This is a genomic window from Kribbella sp. NPDC002412, from assembly GCF_053592935.1.
In genome coordinates this window covers 13,321-28,820 of sequence record NZ_JBSFBL010000073.1, presented here as the reverse complement: position 1 = coordinate 28,820, position 15,500 = coordinate 13,321, and the positions used below count along the sequence as shown (strand labels likewise).

The window sequence follows — 15,500 nt, the reverse complement described above, 5'->3', positions numbered from 1 at the left end:
CGTGTATCGAGATGGGCTCCCGCCGGACCCACGAGGAGTCGGCGGTCGCCGCCGCGCTGGCGGCGTACATCGGCGGCTTCACCGCCACCTCGAACCTGGAGGCGGCCCGCCGGTTCGGCATCCCCAGCACCGGTACGGCGGCGCACTCGTTCACCCTGCTGCACGACCGGGAGCGGGACGCGTTCACCTCCCAGGTCGATGCCCTCGGCAAGGGAACGACGCTGCTGGTGGACACCTACGACGTGGCCGAGGCGGTCCGGACCGCGATCGGCATCACCGGGCCCGAGCTCGGCGCGGTCCGGCTGGACTCCGGCGACCTGCCGTCGCTGGCCGGCCAGGTCCGCGAGCAGCTGGACTCGCTCGGCGCGACCAGGACCCGGATCATCGTCACCAGCGACCTGGACGAGTTCCAGATCGCCGCCCTGGCGCCGGCGCCGGTCGACGGGTACGGCGTGGGCACCTCGCTGGTCACGGGGAGCGGCTACCCGACGAGCGGGTTCGTCTACAAGCTGGTCGCCCGCGAGGACGCCGACGGCGCGCTGGTCCCGGTGGCGAAGAAGAGCCCGGACAAGATCTCCATCGGCGGTCGCAAGTGGGCGCTTCGCCGGCGCACGGCGACCGGTGTCGCCGAGGTCGAGCTGATCGGTGTCGGCGAGCCGCCGACGGACGACGGTGACGACCGCGAGCTGCTGAAGCTCCTGGTCGAGGGCGGCAAGATCGTCGGCCGCACCACGCCCGAGGAGTCCCAGGCGCACCACCTGAAGGTCCGTGACGAACTCCCCCGCTACGCCAGCCAGCTGAGCCGTGGCGAGGCCGCCATCCCGACCGAGTACATCGGCGACTACGACGCCCGGAACCCGTTCCTGCCCCGGAGCCACACGTGAGCACCGAACCCCAGGCCTGGCCCGCCGACGCGCCGGCCAGTGAGGCGGACGTGCTGGTCGCGATGCGGTTCGCGGACCGGGCGGCCCGCAAGGCAGTCGCCGAGGAGCTGGCCGGCACCGGCCTGCACACCGGGCAGGAGCTCGTGCTGGCCAAGCTCCTGCACCTCGGCTCGCTGCCGGTCGCGAAGCTGGCGAAGGTGCTCGACGTCGAGGTGCCGACCGCGACCAAGACCACCCAGCGGATGGAGACCGCCGGCCTGGTCCGCCGGGTGAAGAACTCGACCGACGCCCGCCAGGTCAGCATCGAGCTCACCGACCGCGGCATCGAGCTGGCGAAGACCGTCCAGGAGATCTACGACCGAGCCGGCCGCCGCGCGCTCGCCGCGCTCTCTCCCGAGGACCGTCGTGTGCTCCGCAACCTGCTGTGGACCATAACGACGACCCTCGAGCCGATCTCACACGAGTAGCTCTTCGCTTTCCTTCGCCGGGCCCTCGTCAGCCGACGGCTCGGCCTCCGCTGTCCGCCATCGGTACAAGCCGACCAGCAGGTCGACCACCACGAACGCCGCGAGGCTGATGTCGAACAGCGGCATGAACAGCCCCGAGCCGACCGCGATCGCCAGGACCACGACGACCGCCGGCACCGGAAGCTGCCGCCACGCCCCGCGCCGAGCCGGACGGCCGAAGCGCAGCACGTGGCCCCGCGTGGGCCGCCGGAGCCACCACATCCGGTAGCCCCAGACCACCATCGCAACGATGGTGCCCGCGACGACCAGCAACAACAGCTGGTCGGGCAGACCGAACAGCAGGCCCATGTGCGCGTCGATCCCCCACCGCGACAGCTTCGCCGCGAGCGGGTAGTCGGCGAACCGGACGACGTCGACGACCTTCCCCGACATCGGATCGACCGCGACCGCGTCGGCCTGGGTGGGCCAGGCCTTCCCGATCTCCTGGACGACGAACGACGTACCCGCCTGCTTCGGCGCCGCGATCTCGAGCGGTCCGTCCAGCTGGGCCGAGCGTGCCGACTGCACTGTCTGGTCCCACTCGTCGACCGAGGGATCGACCTCACCGCCGGGGAAGGTGTGCCCCTCGTGTCCGGCGTGGTCGGCCGACGTGAGCGCCGTACTGACCGACGGAGTCTTCCAGTCGAGGGCGGCCCGCAGTTCGCCCACGTTCTCGCCGGCGAAGCGAGACCAGGTGAGACCGGTCGCCGACAGGAACAGCATCCCGAGGATCACCCACGTGCCCAGGACGCCGTGCCAGGACAACGTACGGCGTCGCGCGCTCCCGGACCGCTGCACCCGCACCCGGGAACCGGTACGGCGTCCGGTCCACCACAGCACGAGTCCCGCCAGGGCGACGACCCACAGCCACGACGCGGCCAGCTCGCTGTAGACGCGCCCGGGCTCGCCGAGGTGCAGGCTGCGGTGCAGGTTCGACAGCCAGGTGCGGAACGGCAGCGCGCCACTGGAGCCATAGGCAACCAGTTCGCCGGTGACGGCGGCGTTGCCCGGATTCACGAACACCGCAAGGCGTTCCGACTCACCGAGACCAGGCACGCCGAACAGCACCCGGGTCGTGTCACCCGGCCCCGCGGCAGGTCGTACGGCGAGCAGCGTGCCCTCCGGTTGTCGCTCCCGAGCGGCCGCGACCTGCTGGCTGAGCGGCATCGTCGTACCGGAGCTCTCGACCGCGATCGTGTCGCGGTACAGGGCATTCTCGATCTGGGGGGCGAGGGCGTAGAGGAACCCGGTCAGCGCCGTCAGGAGGAGGAACGGGCCGACCAGGATCCCCGCATAGAAGTGCAACCGCACGAGCAGCGGCCGGAGGTGGGACAGAGCGTCAGCAATGCGGTGCATTCCGTCACTGTGACGGCCCTGTGTTGCCGTCGACAACCACCCCGGTTGCCGTCAGATTTCTCTTTGCTCTCGTCGCCGGATCAGGCTCGAGAGGGCAGGTAGGTGTCCAGGTACGGGTTGCGGAACTTGCCGGACGGGTCGTACTTCGCGGCCAGGTCGATGAAGTCGGCAACCTTCGGGTAGCACGACCGCAGGTACGCCGCGTCGGCCGCGAACACCTTCCCCCAGTGCGGCCGGGCGCCGAGCGGGTCGAGCGCCTCCTCCAGCGCGAGCACGACCGGGCGTACGGCAGCCTCGTCCTGGATCCAGGTGAAGTGCAGGGCGACGGTGTCGCGGCCCTGGCTCGGGCTCAGCCACAGCTCGTCGGCGGCGATCGTACGTACCTCGGAGACCTGGATGACCGGTGCCAGCTGGTTGCCCAGGGCCCGCAAAGCCTCGAAGGACTCGGCCGCCTTGGCCCGCGGCACGAAGTACTCGGACTGCAGCTCGTCGCCGTTGCTCGGGGTGAACTCGAGCCGGAAGTGCGGCAACCGCTCGTTCCACGGCCCTGGCACGCCACCCTGCTGGGTGGCGTAGTCGGCCGGCATCGTCTTGATCGGGTGCCGCGGCCCGTCGGCGACATGTGCGCCGAGCCAGTCGGTCTCGATCGGCGCACCCGCGCGCTGCTTGCGCCAGACCATCACGTCCGGGTCGACCCAGTCGGTGAACGCGCTGACGCTGTACGCGCTGCCCATCACCTCGGCGAAGTCGGATCCGAGTCGATCGACCGGCAGACCGTCGTACACCACCTGGCTGATGTCGTACGACGGCTGGACGTCGAGAGTCAGGCTCACCGTCACGCCGAGCGCGCCGAGCGAGATGATCGAGCCGGCGAAGTCGGCGTCGCCGCGGGTGAGCGTCACCAGCTCGCCGGACGCGTCGACGAAGGTGATCGCGCTGACGGCGTCTGCCAGCGGGCCGTTCGTGTCGCCGGAGCCGTGCGTCCCGGTCGAGCAGGCGCCGGCGACCGAGATGTGCGGCAGCGAGCCGAGGTTGTGCAGGGCGAGTCCCCGGGACTGCAGGGCCGCGGTGATCTCGCCGTACCGGAGCCCGGCCGAGACGGTCACGCCGCCGTCGCCGACCTCGATCACCTTCGGCAGGTCCGCGACGCTGACCAGGGTGCCGGTGCTGTCGGCGATCCGGTTGAACGAGTGGCCGGTGCCGAGGACGCGGACCTTCTCGCTCCGGGCGACGAGCTCCTGCAACTCGGGCACCGACGCCGGCCGCTCGAGCGGACTCTCGAAGCTGATGTTCCCGGCCCAGTTGGTGAGCTGCGTCATCGGTCACCCCTTCTTCTCGCCCGGCACTCCCGGCCCCGACTCTCGCACATCCGCCGAGGCCGGGGCAGAAGGGTCTTATCCCTTGGAGTGCGGCGAAAGGTTTCGGGCGGTGGGGAGCAGTTTGCCGGTGAAATCGAAGAGTGCCTGGTTCTCCCACGCGTTGCCGGAGGACGGGTCCGCGGGATCCCAGCCGGCGCCGTCCACCGCGGTCCAGGGCAGATCGCCACGATCACCGGGCCGCTGGACACGCCGGGCGGGGTGCAGCGGCTGCAGGGCTACCGCGACGAGCTCGGTACGTCGTACGACGAATCGCTCGTTGCTCACGGCGACAACTCGCGACTCGGCGGACAGCGCGCGATGGCCGAACCGCTCGCCCACCGACCCGACCTCCACGCGGTGTTCGTCCGCCCTGCACCGCAGAGCGCCCCCACCCAGCCCGGCCGGAGGCCGGTGATCCTCCGGCTCGGCAGGGGGCCTGCCCCCACCCCAGCCTGGCCGGAGGCCGGCAACCTTCGCCCCGGGACGGCGGTGCCTCCACCCCAGCCTGGCCGGAGGCCGGTGATCCTCGGGATCGGCCGTAGGCCGTGCTTGGATGTCTGTTGATGATCATCTGTTTCGGGGCGGCCGGGTTTTGGTTCTTGGTGTTCTGCTTGAGTTTCTGGCGGGATCGGCGGTTGTTCCGGAACGGGATCTTTCTGGTGCTGACGCTGATGTTCGCCGGACTCGGCGTGATCTTCGCGCTGGACGCGGTCTCGGACACCGCCGCCCGGCTGCTCGTGGTCGCGATCCTGGCCGCGATCCCGGTGACGATCGCCGTGCTCGCGGTGTTCCTGGTGATCAACGGCGTCACCATGCTGCGCCGCGAAGGCCGCCGCCCGGCCAACCTGCTCAGCCTCGCCGCGGGTCTCGGCATCATCGCCCTCGTCGTCTTCGGCATCGCGGTCCAGCAGCTCGGCTGGGAACCACTCGCCGCGGTCCGCTCGGTCCTGATCGGCGTCCTGACCTACATCTCGTTCCTGTTCGTCTGCTTCCTCGCCTACGCCTTCGTCTACAGCCGGGTCCGCTCCTCCCGGAAGGTCGACTTCATCGTCGTCCTCGGCTCCGGCCTGCGCGGCTCCCGCGTCCCGCCGCTGCTCGCGAGCCGGCTGGACCGCGCGAAGCAGGTGTACGACCGGGCTCTCCGTAGAGGCCGCTCACCGGTGATCATCACCTCCGGCGGCCAGGGCCCGGACGAGGACATCCCCGAGTCGCACGCGATGGCGTCGTACCTGATCGAGCGCGGTGTCCCGGCCGACCGGCTGCTGCGCGAGGACAAGGCGACCAGCACCTGGGAGAACCTGACCTTCAGCCGCGAGCTGATGGTCGCCCGGAAGCCGAAGTACCGCTGCCTGATCGTGACGAACAACTTCCACGCCTTCCGCGCCGCCCTCACCGCCCGAAAAGCGAATGTCAACGGCCAGGTCGTCGGCTCCCCCACCGCCACCTACTACTGGCCAACAGCAACCATCCGCGAATTCATCGCCATCCTCTACACCCACCGCTACCTCAACGGCGCGATCTGCCTGCTGATCACCGCCGCCGCCATCACCCAGCACCTCTAGCGCAGCATGAGTACGGCGGCGGTCACGCCGGCCAGCACGATCAGTACGCGCAACAAGGTCGCCGAGAGCCGGCGGCCGATGTGGGAGCCTACATAGCCGCCGACGACGGAGCCGGCGGCCAGGAGGCCGGCGGCGGTCAGGTCGAGGTCGGCGACGAAGACGAAGATGAGGCCGGCGACGAGGTTCGCGGCCAGCAGCGCGAGGGTCTTGAGGGCGTTGACGATGCGCAGGTCGAGATCGAGGCCGAGGCCGAGCACCGCCATCATCATCACGCCCGCGCCGGCGCCGAAGTAGCCGCCGTACACGCCGGTCAGCGCAGCGAAGAACGTGGTCGCCGGCGACATCGTGGTCCGCTCGGTGCGCGGGCCTTCGTGCCGCGACCGCAGCCACTTCGTGATCCACGGCTGCACGCCGACGATCAGGCAGGTGAACAGGATCAGCCACGGCGCCAGCGACGCGAACACCCCGGGTGGCAGCGCCAGCAGCAGCGCCGCGCCACCGATCGCGCCGATCGCACAGGTCAGTACGACGGCAATCGAATGGGCTCGCGGGACTTCGCGAAGCTCGCGCCGGTACCCGAACGACCCACTGGCCGCGGCCGGGAGCAGGCCGACGGTGTTGGACACGTTCGCGACGACCGGCGGGATCCCGAGCGCGATCAGCACCGGGAAGCTGAGCAGCGACGCCACCCCGACCGTCGACGTCAGCACGCCGGCGCCGAGCCCCGCAGCGACAATCGCCAGCTGTTCGGGACCCGTCACGACTGCTCGCGGAGCAGCGCGACGTCCGAGACCAGCATGACGTGCTCGTGCATCGCGTGGGCCGCGGCCTCCGGGTCACCGGCCGCGATCGCGTCCGCCACCTTCCGGTGACCGGCCAGCGACTCGCGCGGCCGTCCCGGCTGGGACAACGACTCCAGCCGGGTCTCCCGGATCAGGTCATGGATCGCCGCCATCATCTGGGTGAGCAACTCCGACCGCGCCGCCGCGGTGATCGCGCCGTGGAACTGTTCGTCCGCGTCCACCCCGCGCCCACCGGTCTCGATGTCGCGCTCCATCTGGTCCAGGGCCGCCTGGATCGCGGTGAGGTCTTCGTCGGTACGCCGGACCGCTGCCAGCGCGGCCAGCTTCGACTCGAGCGCGTCGCGGGCCTCGATGATCTCCGGCAACCGGTCGGCGTGGGCGCGGATCGCCTCGATCACCGCTCCGGTCCGGGCCCGCTCGGTCAGCACCGTCCCGTCACCGTGCCGCACGACGACCACGCCGATCACCTCGAGCGCGACCAGCGCCTGGCTCAGCGTCGCCCGGCTGACACCGAGCCGCTGGGCCAGCTCCCGCTCCGGTGGCAGGCGGTCACCGGGCAGCAGGCCGTTCTCCTTGATCCAGGTGGAGATCTGCTCGGCGACCTGTTCGTAGAGGCGTGACCGCAGTACCGGACGGGGGAAGCGCGGCGAGTCCATGAGCCCTAGCTTATTGACAACTGGCCCATTGGGCTATTGGCTAGGCCACTGAGCCAAATACTGTGACCGGAACATCACCCTCCGCCCGGAAGAAGGACCGTCATGGGACCAGAATGGGTTGCGATCCTGGCGCTCGTCGCGCTGTTCGTCATGGGGACCGTGCTGCCGATCAACATGGGGGCGCTCGCGTACGTCGCGGCGTGGCTGGTCGGCATGTTCTCGCTGCACCTGAGTGAGCGGGAGATCCTCGGCGGGGTCAGCGGCGATCTCGTCCTGACGTTGATCGGCGTCACCTACCTGTTCGCGATCGCCAAGAACAACGGCACCGTGGACCTGATCGTCGCCGGCGCGGTCCGGGCCGTCGGCGGCCGGGTCGCGCTGATCCCGTGGGTGATGTTCGCGGTCACCGCGCTGCTGACCGCGATCGGCGCCGCCAGCCCGGCCGCCTGCGCGATCATCGGCCCGATCGCGCTCGGCTTCGCCGGCCGGTACAAGATCAACCCGCTGATGATGGGCATGTTCGTCGTGCACGGCGCCCAGGGCGGCGGGTTCTCGCCGATCAGCATCTACGGCACGATCACGAACTCGGTGATGGAGCAGAACAACCTGCCGTCGTCGGAGATGACGGTGTTCCTGGCCAGCCTGGCCGTCAACCTGGTGATGGCGGCGATCCTGTTCGTGCTGCTCGGCGGCCGCCGGCTGATGAAGCAGCGCATCGACCCGAACGACCCCGACACCCTGACCGACGACCTGCACAAGGGCGGCACCCCGGTCACCGCGCGCGGCACTGGCACGTCGACCACGACCAGCACCCAGGCGACCGGCGTACGGCGGGACCAGGTGCTCACGCTGCTCGCGTTCGTCGGCGTCGCGGTGATCGCGCTGGCGTTCGACAAGAACATCGGCTTCGTCTCGATCACCGCCGCGGTCCTGCTGGCGACGCTCTCCCCGCAGCAGCACCGGGACGCGATCAAGCAGGTCGCCTGGCCGACCGTGCTTCTGGTCGCCGGCGTCAGCACGTACGCCGCGATCCTCACCGAAGCCGGATCGCCCGAGTTCGTCGGCAACTGGGCCGCCGGACTGGGCGCAGCCGTGATCGGCGCGCTGGTGCTCTGCTACGTCGGCGGTGTGGTCTCGGCGTTCGCGTCCTCGACCGCCCTGCTGCCGGTCATCATCCCGATCGCGGTCCCGCTGATCGCCAACGGCGGAATCAGCGCCGGCCTGTTCGTCGCCGCGCTCGCGGTCGCCTCGACCATCGTCGACGTCAGCCCGTTCTCGACGAACGGCGCGCTGATGCTCGCGAACCGGCCGGACACGATCACGGAACCCGTGTACTACAAGCAGATCCTGACCTACAGCATGATGGTGGTCGCCGTCGGTCCGCTGCTCGTCTGGGCCGCGCTCGTGGCCCCGGGCTGGTGACCAGGATGCACGGACCGCTGGACGACGTACTGGTCGTCGACCTGTCCCGCGCGCTGGCCGGGCCACAGGCCACGATGATGCTGGGCGACCTGGGCGCGCGGGTGATCAAGGTCGAGGCGCCCGGGCGCGGCGACGACACCCGCGGCTGGGGTCCACCGTTCGTCGGCGGCGAGTCGACGTACTTCCTGTCGGCGAACCGGAACAAGGAGTCGATCGCGCTCGACCTGAAGGACGATGCCGACCGGGACGTGCTGCTCCGGATGGTCGACCGGGCCGACGTCCTGGTGGAGAACTTCCGGACCGGGGTGCTCGAGCGGCTCGGTCTCGGCATCGACGAGCTCCGGGCCCGCAACCCGCGCCTGATCGTGCTCTCGATCACCGGCTTCGGCCACGACGGGCCGGAAGGCGGGCGCGCCGGGTACGACCAGATCGCGCAGGGCGAGGCCGGGTTGATGTCACTGACGGGTTCGGGACCGGACGATCCGCAGCGGGTCGGCGTACCGATCGGCGACCTGCTGGCCGGGATGTACGGCGCGTACGGCGTGCTGGCCGCACTGCACGAGCGGTCGGCGACCGGTCTGGGCAGCGTGGTGCGTACGTCGTTGCTGGCGGCAATCGTCGGCGTGCATGCGTTCCAAGGCACGCGATACACCGTCGCCGGCGAGGTCGGGCTGGCTCAGGGCAACCACCATCCGTCGATCGCGCCGTACGGGCTGTTCCACTGTGTGGACGGCGCCGTCCAGATCGCGGTCGGGAGTGAGGGCCTGTGGCAACGGTTCGTCGACGCCTTCAGCCTGGACGTCACGGGGTTGGCGACCAACGCCGACCGGGTCGCGCATCGGGACCGGTTGATCGAGGTGGTGGAGGCCGCGTTCGCGGAGCTGACCGGCGCTGAGCTGCTGGCCAAGCTTGCGGACGCAGGGGTCCCGGCGGGACGAGTGCGCACGCTCGACGAGGTCTACGCGTGGGACCAGACCGCCAGTCAAGGACTGCTGGTCGACGTCGAGCACTCGACTCTCGGATCGCTCCGGCTGCCCGGTCCGCCGCTGCGGTTCTTCAGCGCAGCTGACGAGACGACGCCCCGCGGCCATCGGCCGCCGCCCACGCTCGACGAGCACGGCGCCGCGATCCGGAAGTGGTTGGAGGCATGAGCACCGCCCAGGACCTGATCGACGCGGTCCTCGATTCCGGTTCGTTCACCTCCTGGGATCAACCGGCCGCCACCGACCCCAGCTACGCTGAGCAGCTGCGGAAGGCCACTGAGCGAGCCGGCACCGACGAGGCCGTGCTCACCGGACGCGGTCTCGTGCAAGGTCGCCCGGTCGCGGTGCTGGTGAGCGAGTTCGCCTTCCTGGCCGGTTCGATCGGCCGGGTCGCCGCCGAGCGCATCACCTCCGCCGTACGGCGAGCCACCGCGGAACGACTGCCGATCGTCGCCTCCACGGCTTCGGGCGGGACCCGCATGCAGGAAGGCGCTCCGGCGTTCCTCCAGATGATCACCATCTCGAAGGCGCTGATGGCCCACAAAGCGGCCGGACTCCCCTACCTCGTCCACCTCCGGAACCCGACGACCGGCGGCGTGTTCGCGTCCTGGGGATCTCTGGGGCACGTCACGGTCGCCGAGCCGGGCGCGCTGGTCGGGTTCCTCGGGCCGAAGGTCTACGAGGCGCTGCACGGGGAGCCGTTCCCCTCGGGTGTCCAGACCGCCGAGAATCTCGCGGCGCACGGCGTCATCGATGGTGTCGTCGAGGCGGCCGACCTCCCGTTCCTCCTCGACCGCGCGCTCGGCGTCCTCGTCGATCCCCCGGTCGCTCCGAGGCTTCCCCGCCGTACGGGCGTGGCAGGACAAGCCGACGCCTGGGACTCGGTACGGCGGACTCGTGCGGCCGACCGTCCCGGCGTACGAGACCTGCTGCGGTACGGCGCCACCGGAACAGTCCGCCTGACCGAGTCGGACGCGAGTGTGCTGGTCGCGCTGACGCGGTTGGACGGGCAACCGTGCGTGCTGGTCGGCCAGGACCGCTCGCAGGTGAAGCCGATGGGACCGGCCGCGCTGCGACAGGCGCGACGTGGGATGAACCTCGCGCAGGCACTGGGCCTACCGCTCGTCACCGTCATCGACACGCCTGGCGCGGAGCTCTCCGCCGCCGCGGAGGAGGGCGGCCTGGCCGGTGAAATCGCGCAGTGCATCGCGACGATGGCGACGCTGACCGTCCCGACGTTGTCCGTGCTGCTCGGCCAAGGCACCGGTGGCGGTGCGCTCGCGTTGCTCCCGGCAACCACCGTCCTCGCCGCCGAGCACGCCTGGCTCTCGCCACTTCCACCGGAGGGAGCGAGCGCGATCATGTTCCGCGACACCGCGCACGCTCCCCAGATGGCCGCATCACAACGCATCACCGCCGCGGCCCTCGAGACCGTCGGGGCCGTACACCACGTCATCCCCGAGCCCGACAACCCTGAGTCCTTCTGCCAGGCCGTTGCGGCCGAATGCGCAGCCCACCTCAGTGGACTACCCGGCCGAGGCGTGCCAGCGGGGACAGGCTGAGGGTCAGCGGAGACAGGAAGAGGCCGACGATCGTGGCGATGAGCGCTGCTCGGACACCGAAGGCGCCGGCTGCTGCGCCGCCGAGCAGGGCGCCGACCGGGGTCAGGCCCATGCCGAGGAAGTTGATGGTGGCCACCACCCGGCCCTGCACCGCGTCCGGGGTAATGGCTTGGCGGATCGCCATGATGGCCACGTCGACGGTTTGGCTGAAGACGCCGTACAGGAAGTTGATGGTGACGAGGGCAGCGACCGTGACCGTGCTCGAGCCGTGCAGCGCGGTGGTCGAGAGCATCACCAGGTCGGAGATCAGGGCGGCGAAGACGACGACGCGGCCGTAACCGAACCAGCGGGGCATCCGGCTGGAGAGCAGCGACCCGGCCAGCGCGCCCGGACCGAAGGCGGCGAGGACGAGCCCCATGGCCGCGCCCGGCAACTCCAGCGAGCGGGACAGGAACAGGATGTACACCGTCATCAGGGCGGTGAAGAAGAACTGGTAGACGCAGGTCGCCATCGCGATCGCCCGCAGCGAGCCGTCGGTGACCACCAGCTTCAGGCCGTCCCGGATGCCGCCGGACGGGGCGACCGGCGTGGCGTCCGGGAGCCGCCAGATCGACACCACCGAGATCAGGAAGCCGAACGCGCTCGCCAGTACCGCGAAAGGCGCGGTGAGCAACGACACCAGCCCACCGCCGATCGCCGGCCCGGAGATCTGCGCGGCCGACTTGCTGCCCTCCAGAATGCTGTTGCCCTGGGCAAGTTGATCCCGGCGGACCAGGCGGGTGAACGACGCCTGGCACGCGACGTCGAAGCACACGCTGAACACGCCGCTGACGAACGCGACGACGTACAGGAACGGCAGCCCGAGCGTCCACGCGATCGGGACGAGCCCGAGCAGGACGGCCCGGCCGAGGTCGGCGTACACCATCATCCGGCGCGCTCGCCAACGGTCGACCAGGACGCCGACGGACAGGGAGACCAGCAGGATCGGCACCTGCTGCGCGGCCCGCAGGCCACCGAGCTGAGCCGCACTGGCGCCGAGCGACACGACTGCAACCAACGGCAGCGTCACCTGACTGGCGTGTACGGCGAACAACGAGGCGCTCTGGCCGATCCAGAGCTTGCGAAAGTCGGCTTCCGCCCACAAAGACGGCACAAGGATTCCTTCGAGTCAGCCCGAATCCGGGCAGGAGAAACCGTGCCACCTCCACCGGGCAGCACGCGATGACAGTTGCGTCAGCGCGTGCCGGGGCGACCGACCATCACCAACTCCTCGAACCCTCGACTCCCCCGCACCCTAGCCACCACACTCCCGGCGCGGCCACCGGATTTGTCAACAACGCGCGCCACGGGGCGGCACGACGCCGTCGGCGAAGTGGCTGTCGATCTTGGCGCGAGCGCAGGCGTTGACCATGTAGAGCGTGTACCCCGAGCCGTCGTGGTAGGTGCTCAGACCGGGGACGTTGGGTCCGCCGCGCATGTCCCAGGTGACGATGTCCATCTGCTGCCGCAACCCGGCGAAGGCGACCACATCGGACGGCAGGCCGACGGACCTGGGTCCGAGGTGAGTGGCCGGCCGGTCGGTTAGGTTCGTCGGGTGACGGAGTCCGCGCTGACCCGGCGACAGCTGATCGCCGCCGACTGCCTCGTCGCTGTCGTGTACGCCTTCACGGCTCCGTCGGACGCTCCTTGGTGGTCCCTAGTCCTGACCGCGGCGCTCGCTGTGCCGGTCGCCGTCCGGCGGATCTGGCCGCTGCCGACGCTGGCCGCCGTACTCGTCCTGTCCGCCGCCGCGATCGCCACCCAGACCCTGCGCGACCCGCTTCTCGCCGCCTGCTACGTCCTGTACGTCGTCGGCCTGACCTACGCGCCACCGAGGCCGCCGGCCACCAGGCGCCTGGTCAGCGCGGGCGGCGGAACCGCGTTCGTGGTCCTCGTCCTCGCCCTGGTCGGCGGCTCGCCGCAGGGTTCGACGAGTGTCGTCCTGGTGCTGACCGGCGTGGCCGGCATGTACGGCGCCTGGACGCTTGGCCGCGTGGTCCGGGATCGGCGCGCCGCGGCGGTACGGGCGGCCCAGGCGCTCGCCGAGCAGGCCGTCTCGGACGAGCGGTTGCGGATCGCCCGCGAGCTGCACGACATCGTCGCCCACAGCATGGGCCTGATCGCGGTCAAGGCGGGCGTCGCCAACCACGTCCTGCACGTGAAGCCCGACGAGGTCTCCGACGCACTGTCCGTCATCGAAACCACGAGTCGCGACGCGCTGGTCGAACTACGCCACATGCTCAGCATCCTGCGTACGACGGACGAGCCGCCACCGGCCGGGCTGTCAGCACTCCCAGAGCTGATCGCCCGGGTGGAGTCCACCGGGGTCCAGGTCGAGCTCGTCGTCGAGGTGACCGAGCCGCTCCCGGAGGCGGTCGAGCTGACGGTTCATCGCATCGTCCAGGAGTGCTTGACCAACGTCACCCGGCACTCCCGGGCAAGTCGTTGCCGGGTGCACGTTTCCGGTGCCGCGTCCGCCGTACGGCTCGAAGTGACCGATGACGGCGTGGGCGGGCCGGTGACGGAAGGTCATGGGCTGATCGGGATCCGGGAGCGGGTGAGCATGTACGACGGGACGTTCCGGGCCGGGCCGCGATCACCGAGCGGCTTCGAGGTCGTCGTACACCTGCCGATCGGAGTGCGCACGTGAGTGACATCCGCGTCCTGGTGGCGGACGACCAGGCGTTGTTGCGCGGTAGCTTCCGGGTGCTGATCGACACCACGCCGGGGCTCGTCACGGTCGGCGAGGCCGCGGACGGCGTGGAGGCGGTCGAGCTCGCCCGGCGGGAGCGGCCGGACGTCGTCCTGATGGATGTCCGGATGCCGCGGCTCGACGGGATCGAGGCGACTCGGCAACTCTGCGGCGTCGACGCCGGGGTGCGGGTGCTGATCCTGACGATGTTCGACCTGGACGACTCCGTGTACGCCGCCCTGCGTGCCGGCGCGAGCGGTTTCCTGCTGAAGGACGTGCCGCCGGCGGAGTTGCTGCAGGCAATCAAAGTCGTGGCGGCCGGCGAGGGGCTGCTCGCGCCGTCCATCACGCGCCGGCTGATCGCCGAGTTCGCCCGCCTGGCCGAGCCCGGCCAGTCACCGCTGCACGGGCTCGACGGCGTGACCGAGCGGGAACGCGAGGTGCTGTCGCTGATCGCCCGCGGCCTGTCCAACAAGGAGATCTGCGACCACCTGCACGTCGGCCACGGCACCGTGAAGACCCACATCGGCCACCTGCTCGCCAAACTTCACGCCCGCGACCGCGCCCAACTCGTCATCGCCGCCTACGAGTCGGGCCTGGTCCAACCGCGACGACGATAGCGGCCGGCAGATCGGGCCGCCGGCCGCTGTCGAAGGTCATTCGCCGGTCGGCAGGTCGCGGTCGCGGCGCCAGGAGAAGTTCACCGGGTTGGTGAACGTTCCGGGCACCTTGCCGAGCCCCTTGATCACGGTGGCGCCGTGCCCGACGGCGTACAGGTACCCGTTGCCGGTGTCCTTGTCGATGCCGAGCAGCAGCGTGCCGGTGCTGCCGCAGCGCGCCGTCACCAGTGACTCGAACCCCTGCCAGGTGGAGCTCCGGACCTTCTTCACCACCGGCTTCATCGGCGCCGCGGTCGGGATCCGGACCGTGTAGAGCCCACCGCTGCCGGTGTTCATCAGGAACGTGTCGTAGGTCTTGGTCTGGCTGATCAGCGCCATCGCCTTCACCGGCGCGAACCCGGTCGCCGTTCCGCTGGACCGCCAGATCGGCACCCCGGCGTTACTCGTGACATTCCACCGGTGCAGTGTCCCGTCGGTCCGGAGTCCGTAAGCGGTCCGGCGCTGCGTCGTCGACGACGTCAGGACAGTGGACAGGTCGAGCCCCTTGAACGCTCCCCAGCCACCCCCGATCCGATCCATGGATCCGAAGGGCCCGCTGCCGTCAGACTCCATCATGTACCCGTGCTCGTACAGCACGGTCCCCAAGGTGACCACGCCGAAGTGGGTGGTCCCAGGCAGTTCCGCGTGCAGCCCGTACTCCCAGCTGCTGCTGAGCCGGGCCTGGCCGTCCGGATAGAGGCCCCGGGCAACGACCCGGTTCTCGGTCCGGGTGATCGGCGCGGTCGCCCGGAAGCCCTGGATCCAGTGGTCCCCGCCGGCCGTCACCGCCCCTGCTTTGACCTCACAGGCAGCTGCGGCCCCCGCCGTACTGCCCTGCGCGGTGGATGGCGCCGCGGCGACCAGCAAGCCGGCCGTCATGATCGTCGCCGCCATCGTTCCCCTGATGCCGTCATACCGTTTCATGTCTCACCCCCGGTAGAAGTGCACTACCCGAAGGGATGCACGGCGCCTGCCGAAAGTTGCCTTGCGTCTTGATAGTTAGGCGGCTAAGTTTTGT

Annotated in this window: 15 protein-coding genes and 1 pseudogene; 8 read left to right on the top strand and 8 right to left on the bottom strand. The window is 70.2% G+C overall.

Going from position 1 to position 15,500, the window contains the following annotated elements:
* Nucleotides 1-884: pseudogene (locus ACWCOV_RS37080) on the top strand (nicotinate phosphoribosyltransferase); the annotation flags it as partial.
* A complete protein-coding gene (locus tag ACWCOV_RS37075) occupies nucleotides 881-1,351 on the top strand; it encodes a MarR family winged helix-turn-helix transcriptional regulator (RefSeq protein ID WP_449834044.1) in 471 nt (156 codons plus the stop codon). The pseudogene ACWCOV_RS37080 and the gene ACWCOV_RS37075, both read left to right, overlap by 4 nt.
* On the opposite strand, the gene ACWCOV_RS37070 is transcribed toward ACWCOV_RS37075, so the two are convergent.
* From ACWCOV_RS37070 to ACWCOV_RS37060, 3 genes are all read right to left on the bottom strand, one after another.
* The gene (locus ACWCOV_RS37070; RefSeq protein WP_449834043.1) at nucleotides 1,340-2,746 is read right to left on the bottom strand and encodes a PepSY-associated TM helix domain-containing protein; all 1,407 of its coding nucleotides are present in this window, start codon (nucleotides 2,744-2,746) and stop codon (nucleotides 1,340-1,342) included. The two genes, ACWCOV_RS37075 and ACWCOV_RS37070, sit on opposite strands and share 12 nt — an antisense overlap.
* 80 nt (nucleotides 2,747-2,826) lie before the next feature.
* Nucleotides 2,827-4,065, bottom strand: a complete 1,239-nt coding sequence (locus ACWCOV_RS37065; RefSeq protein WP_449834042.1) for a D-arabinono-1,4-lactone oxidase — start codon at nucleotides 4,063-4,065, stop codon at nucleotides 2,827-2,829.
* Nucleotides 4,066-4,140: 75 nt separating this feature from the next.
* On the bottom strand, nucleotides 4,141-4,443 hold the full coding sequence (locus tag ACWCOV_RS37060; RefSeq protein WP_449834041.1) for a hypothetical protein: 303 nt from the start codon (nucleotides 4,441-4,443) through the stop codon (nucleotides 4,141-4,143).
* Nucleotides 4,444-4,715: 272 nt separating this feature from the next.
* On the opposite strand from ACWCOV_RS37060, the gene ACWCOV_RS37055 reads away from it, so the two are divergent.
* On the top strand, nucleotides 4,716-5,666 hold the full coding sequence (locus ACWCOV_RS37055; protein ID WP_449834040.1) for an ElyC/SanA/YdcF family protein: 951 nt from the start codon (nucleotides 4,716-4,718) through the stop codon (nucleotides 5,664-5,666).
* Here the strand turns inward: ACWCOV_RS37055 and ACWCOV_RS37050 are convergent.
* Both ACWCOV_RS37050 and ACWCOV_RS37045 read right to left on the bottom strand, forming a co-directional pair.
* On the bottom strand, nucleotides 5,663-6,427 hold the full coding sequence (locus ACWCOV_RS37050; protein WP_449834039.1) for a sulfite exporter TauE/SafE family protein: 765 nt from the start codon (nucleotides 6,425-6,427) through the stop codon (nucleotides 5,663-5,665). The two genes, ACWCOV_RS37055 and ACWCOV_RS37050, sit on opposite strands and share 4 nt — an antisense overlap.
* Nucleotides 6,424-7,125 (bottom strand): FadR/GntR family transcriptional regulator, encoded by a 702-nt coding sequence (locus ACWCOV_RS37045; protein WP_449834038.1) that lies wholly within the window; start codon nucleotides 7,123-7,125, stop codon nucleotides 6,424-6,426. The genes ACWCOV_RS37050 and ACWCOV_RS37045 overlap by 4 nt, the downstream gene beginning before the upstream one ends.
* Before the next feature lie 102 nt (nucleotides 7,126-7,227).
* Between ACWCOV_RS37045 and ACWCOV_RS37040 the strand changes: the two genes are divergently transcribed.
* Genes ACWCOV_RS37040 through ACWCOV_RS37030 form a run of 3 tightly spaced genes read left to right on the top strand, consistent with a single transcriptional unit; the run spans nucleotide 7,228 to nucleotide 11,092 of the window.
* Nucleotides 7,228-8,547, top strand: a complete 1,320-nt coding sequence (locus ACWCOV_RS37040) for an SLC13 family permease (protein ID WP_449834037.1) — start codon at nucleotides 7,228-7,230, stop codon at nucleotides 8,545-8,547.
* Nucleotides 8,548-8,552: 5 nt separating this feature from the next.
* Nucleotides 8,553-9,698 carry a CaiB/BaiF CoA transferase family protein gene (locus ACWCOV_RS37035; RefSeq protein WP_449834036.1) on the top strand — a complete coding sequence of 382 codons (1,146 nt, stop codon included), beginning with the start codon at nucleotides 8,553-8,555 and terminating at the stop codon, nucleotides 9,696-9,698.
* Entirely contained in the window at nucleotides 9,695-11,092 is a 1,398-nt protein-coding gene (locus ACWCOV_RS37030; RefSeq protein WP_449834035.1) for a carboxyl transferase domain-containing protein, read from the top strand. The genes ACWCOV_RS37035 and ACWCOV_RS37030 overlap by 4 nt, the downstream gene beginning before the upstream one ends.
* Here the strand turns inward: ACWCOV_RS37030 and ACWCOV_RS37025 are convergent.
* Both ACWCOV_RS37025 and ACWCOV_RS37020 read right to left on the bottom strand, forming a co-directional pair.
* Nucleotides 11,049-12,245, bottom strand: a complete 1,197-nt coding sequence (locus tag ACWCOV_RS37025) for an MFS transporter (protein WP_449834034.1) — start codon at nucleotides 12,243-12,245, stop codon at nucleotides 11,049-11,051. The genes ACWCOV_RS37030 and ACWCOV_RS37025 overlap by 44 nt on opposite strands.
* Before the next feature lie 177 nt (nucleotides 12,246-12,422).
* Entirely contained in the window at nucleotides 12,423-12,590 is a 168-nt protein-coding gene (locus ACWCOV_RS37020) for a hypothetical protein (protein WP_449834033.1), read from the bottom strand.
* Nucleotides 12,591-12,686: 96 nt separating this feature from the next.
* On the opposite strand from ACWCOV_RS37020, the gene ACWCOV_RS37015 reads away from it, so the two are divergent.
* Together ACWCOV_RS37015 and ACWCOV_RS37010 are read left to right on the top strand one after the other, a co-directional pair.
* Entirely contained in the window at nucleotides 12,687-13,781 is a 1,095-nt protein-coding gene (locus tag ACWCOV_RS37015; RefSeq protein WP_449834032.1) for a sensor histidine kinase, read from the top strand.
* Nucleotides 13,778-14,443 carry a response regulator gene (locus ACWCOV_RS37010; protein ID WP_449834031.1) on the top strand — a complete coding sequence of 222 codons (666 nt, stop codon included), beginning with the start codon at nucleotides 13,778-13,780 and terminating at the stop codon, nucleotides 14,441-14,443. Before ACWCOV_RS37015 ends, ACWCOV_RS37010 begins: the two co-directional genes overlap by 4 nt.
* A 36-nt stretch (nucleotides 14,444-14,479) precedes the next feature.
* Here ACWCOV_RS37010 and ACWCOV_RS37005 read toward each other — a convergent pair whose 3' ends face one another.
* Nucleotides 14,480-15,406, bottom strand: a complete 927-nt coding sequence (locus tag ACWCOV_RS37005) for a hypothetical protein (RefSeq protein WP_449834030.1) — start codon at nucleotides 15,404-15,406, stop codon at nucleotides 14,480-14,482.
* Nucleotides 15,407-15,500 lie beyond the last annotated feature (94 nt).

Bases quoted from the DNA above. Each gene is read 5' to 3' on its own strand.
- ACWCOV_RS37070 (WP_449834043.1), bottom strand. From the start codon at position 2,746: ATGCACCGCATTGCTGACGCTCTGTCCCACCTCCGGCCGCTGCTCGTG.
- ACWCOV_RS37065 (WP_449834042.1), bottom strand. From the start codon at position 4,065: ATGACGCAGCTCACCAACTGGGCCGGGAACATCAGCTTCGAGAGTCCG.
- ACWCOV_RS37045 (WP_449834038.1), bottom strand. From the start codon at position 7,125: ATGGACTCGCCGCGCTTCCCCCGTCCGGTACTGCGGTCACGCCTCTAC.
- ACWCOV_RS37040 (WP_449834037.1), top strand. From the start codon at position 7,228: ATGGGACCAGAATGGGTTGCGATCCTGGCGCTCGTCGCGCTGTTCGTC.
- ACWCOV_RS37035 (WP_449834036.1), top strand. From the start codon at position 8,553: ATGCACGGACCGCTGGACGACGTACTGGTCGTCGACCTGTCCCGCGCG.
- ACWCOV_RS37030 (WP_449834035.1), top strand. From the start codon at position 9,695: ATGAGCACCGCCCAGGACCTGATCGACGCGGTCCTCGATTCCGGTTCG.
- ACWCOV_RS37020 (WP_449834033.1), bottom strand. From the start codon at position 12,590: ATGGACATCGTCACCTGGGACATGCGCGGCGGACCCAACGTCCCCGGT.
- ACWCOV_RS37005 (WP_449834030.1), bottom strand. From the start codon at position 15,406: ATGAAACGGTATGACGGCATCAGGGGAACGATGGCGGCGACGATCATG.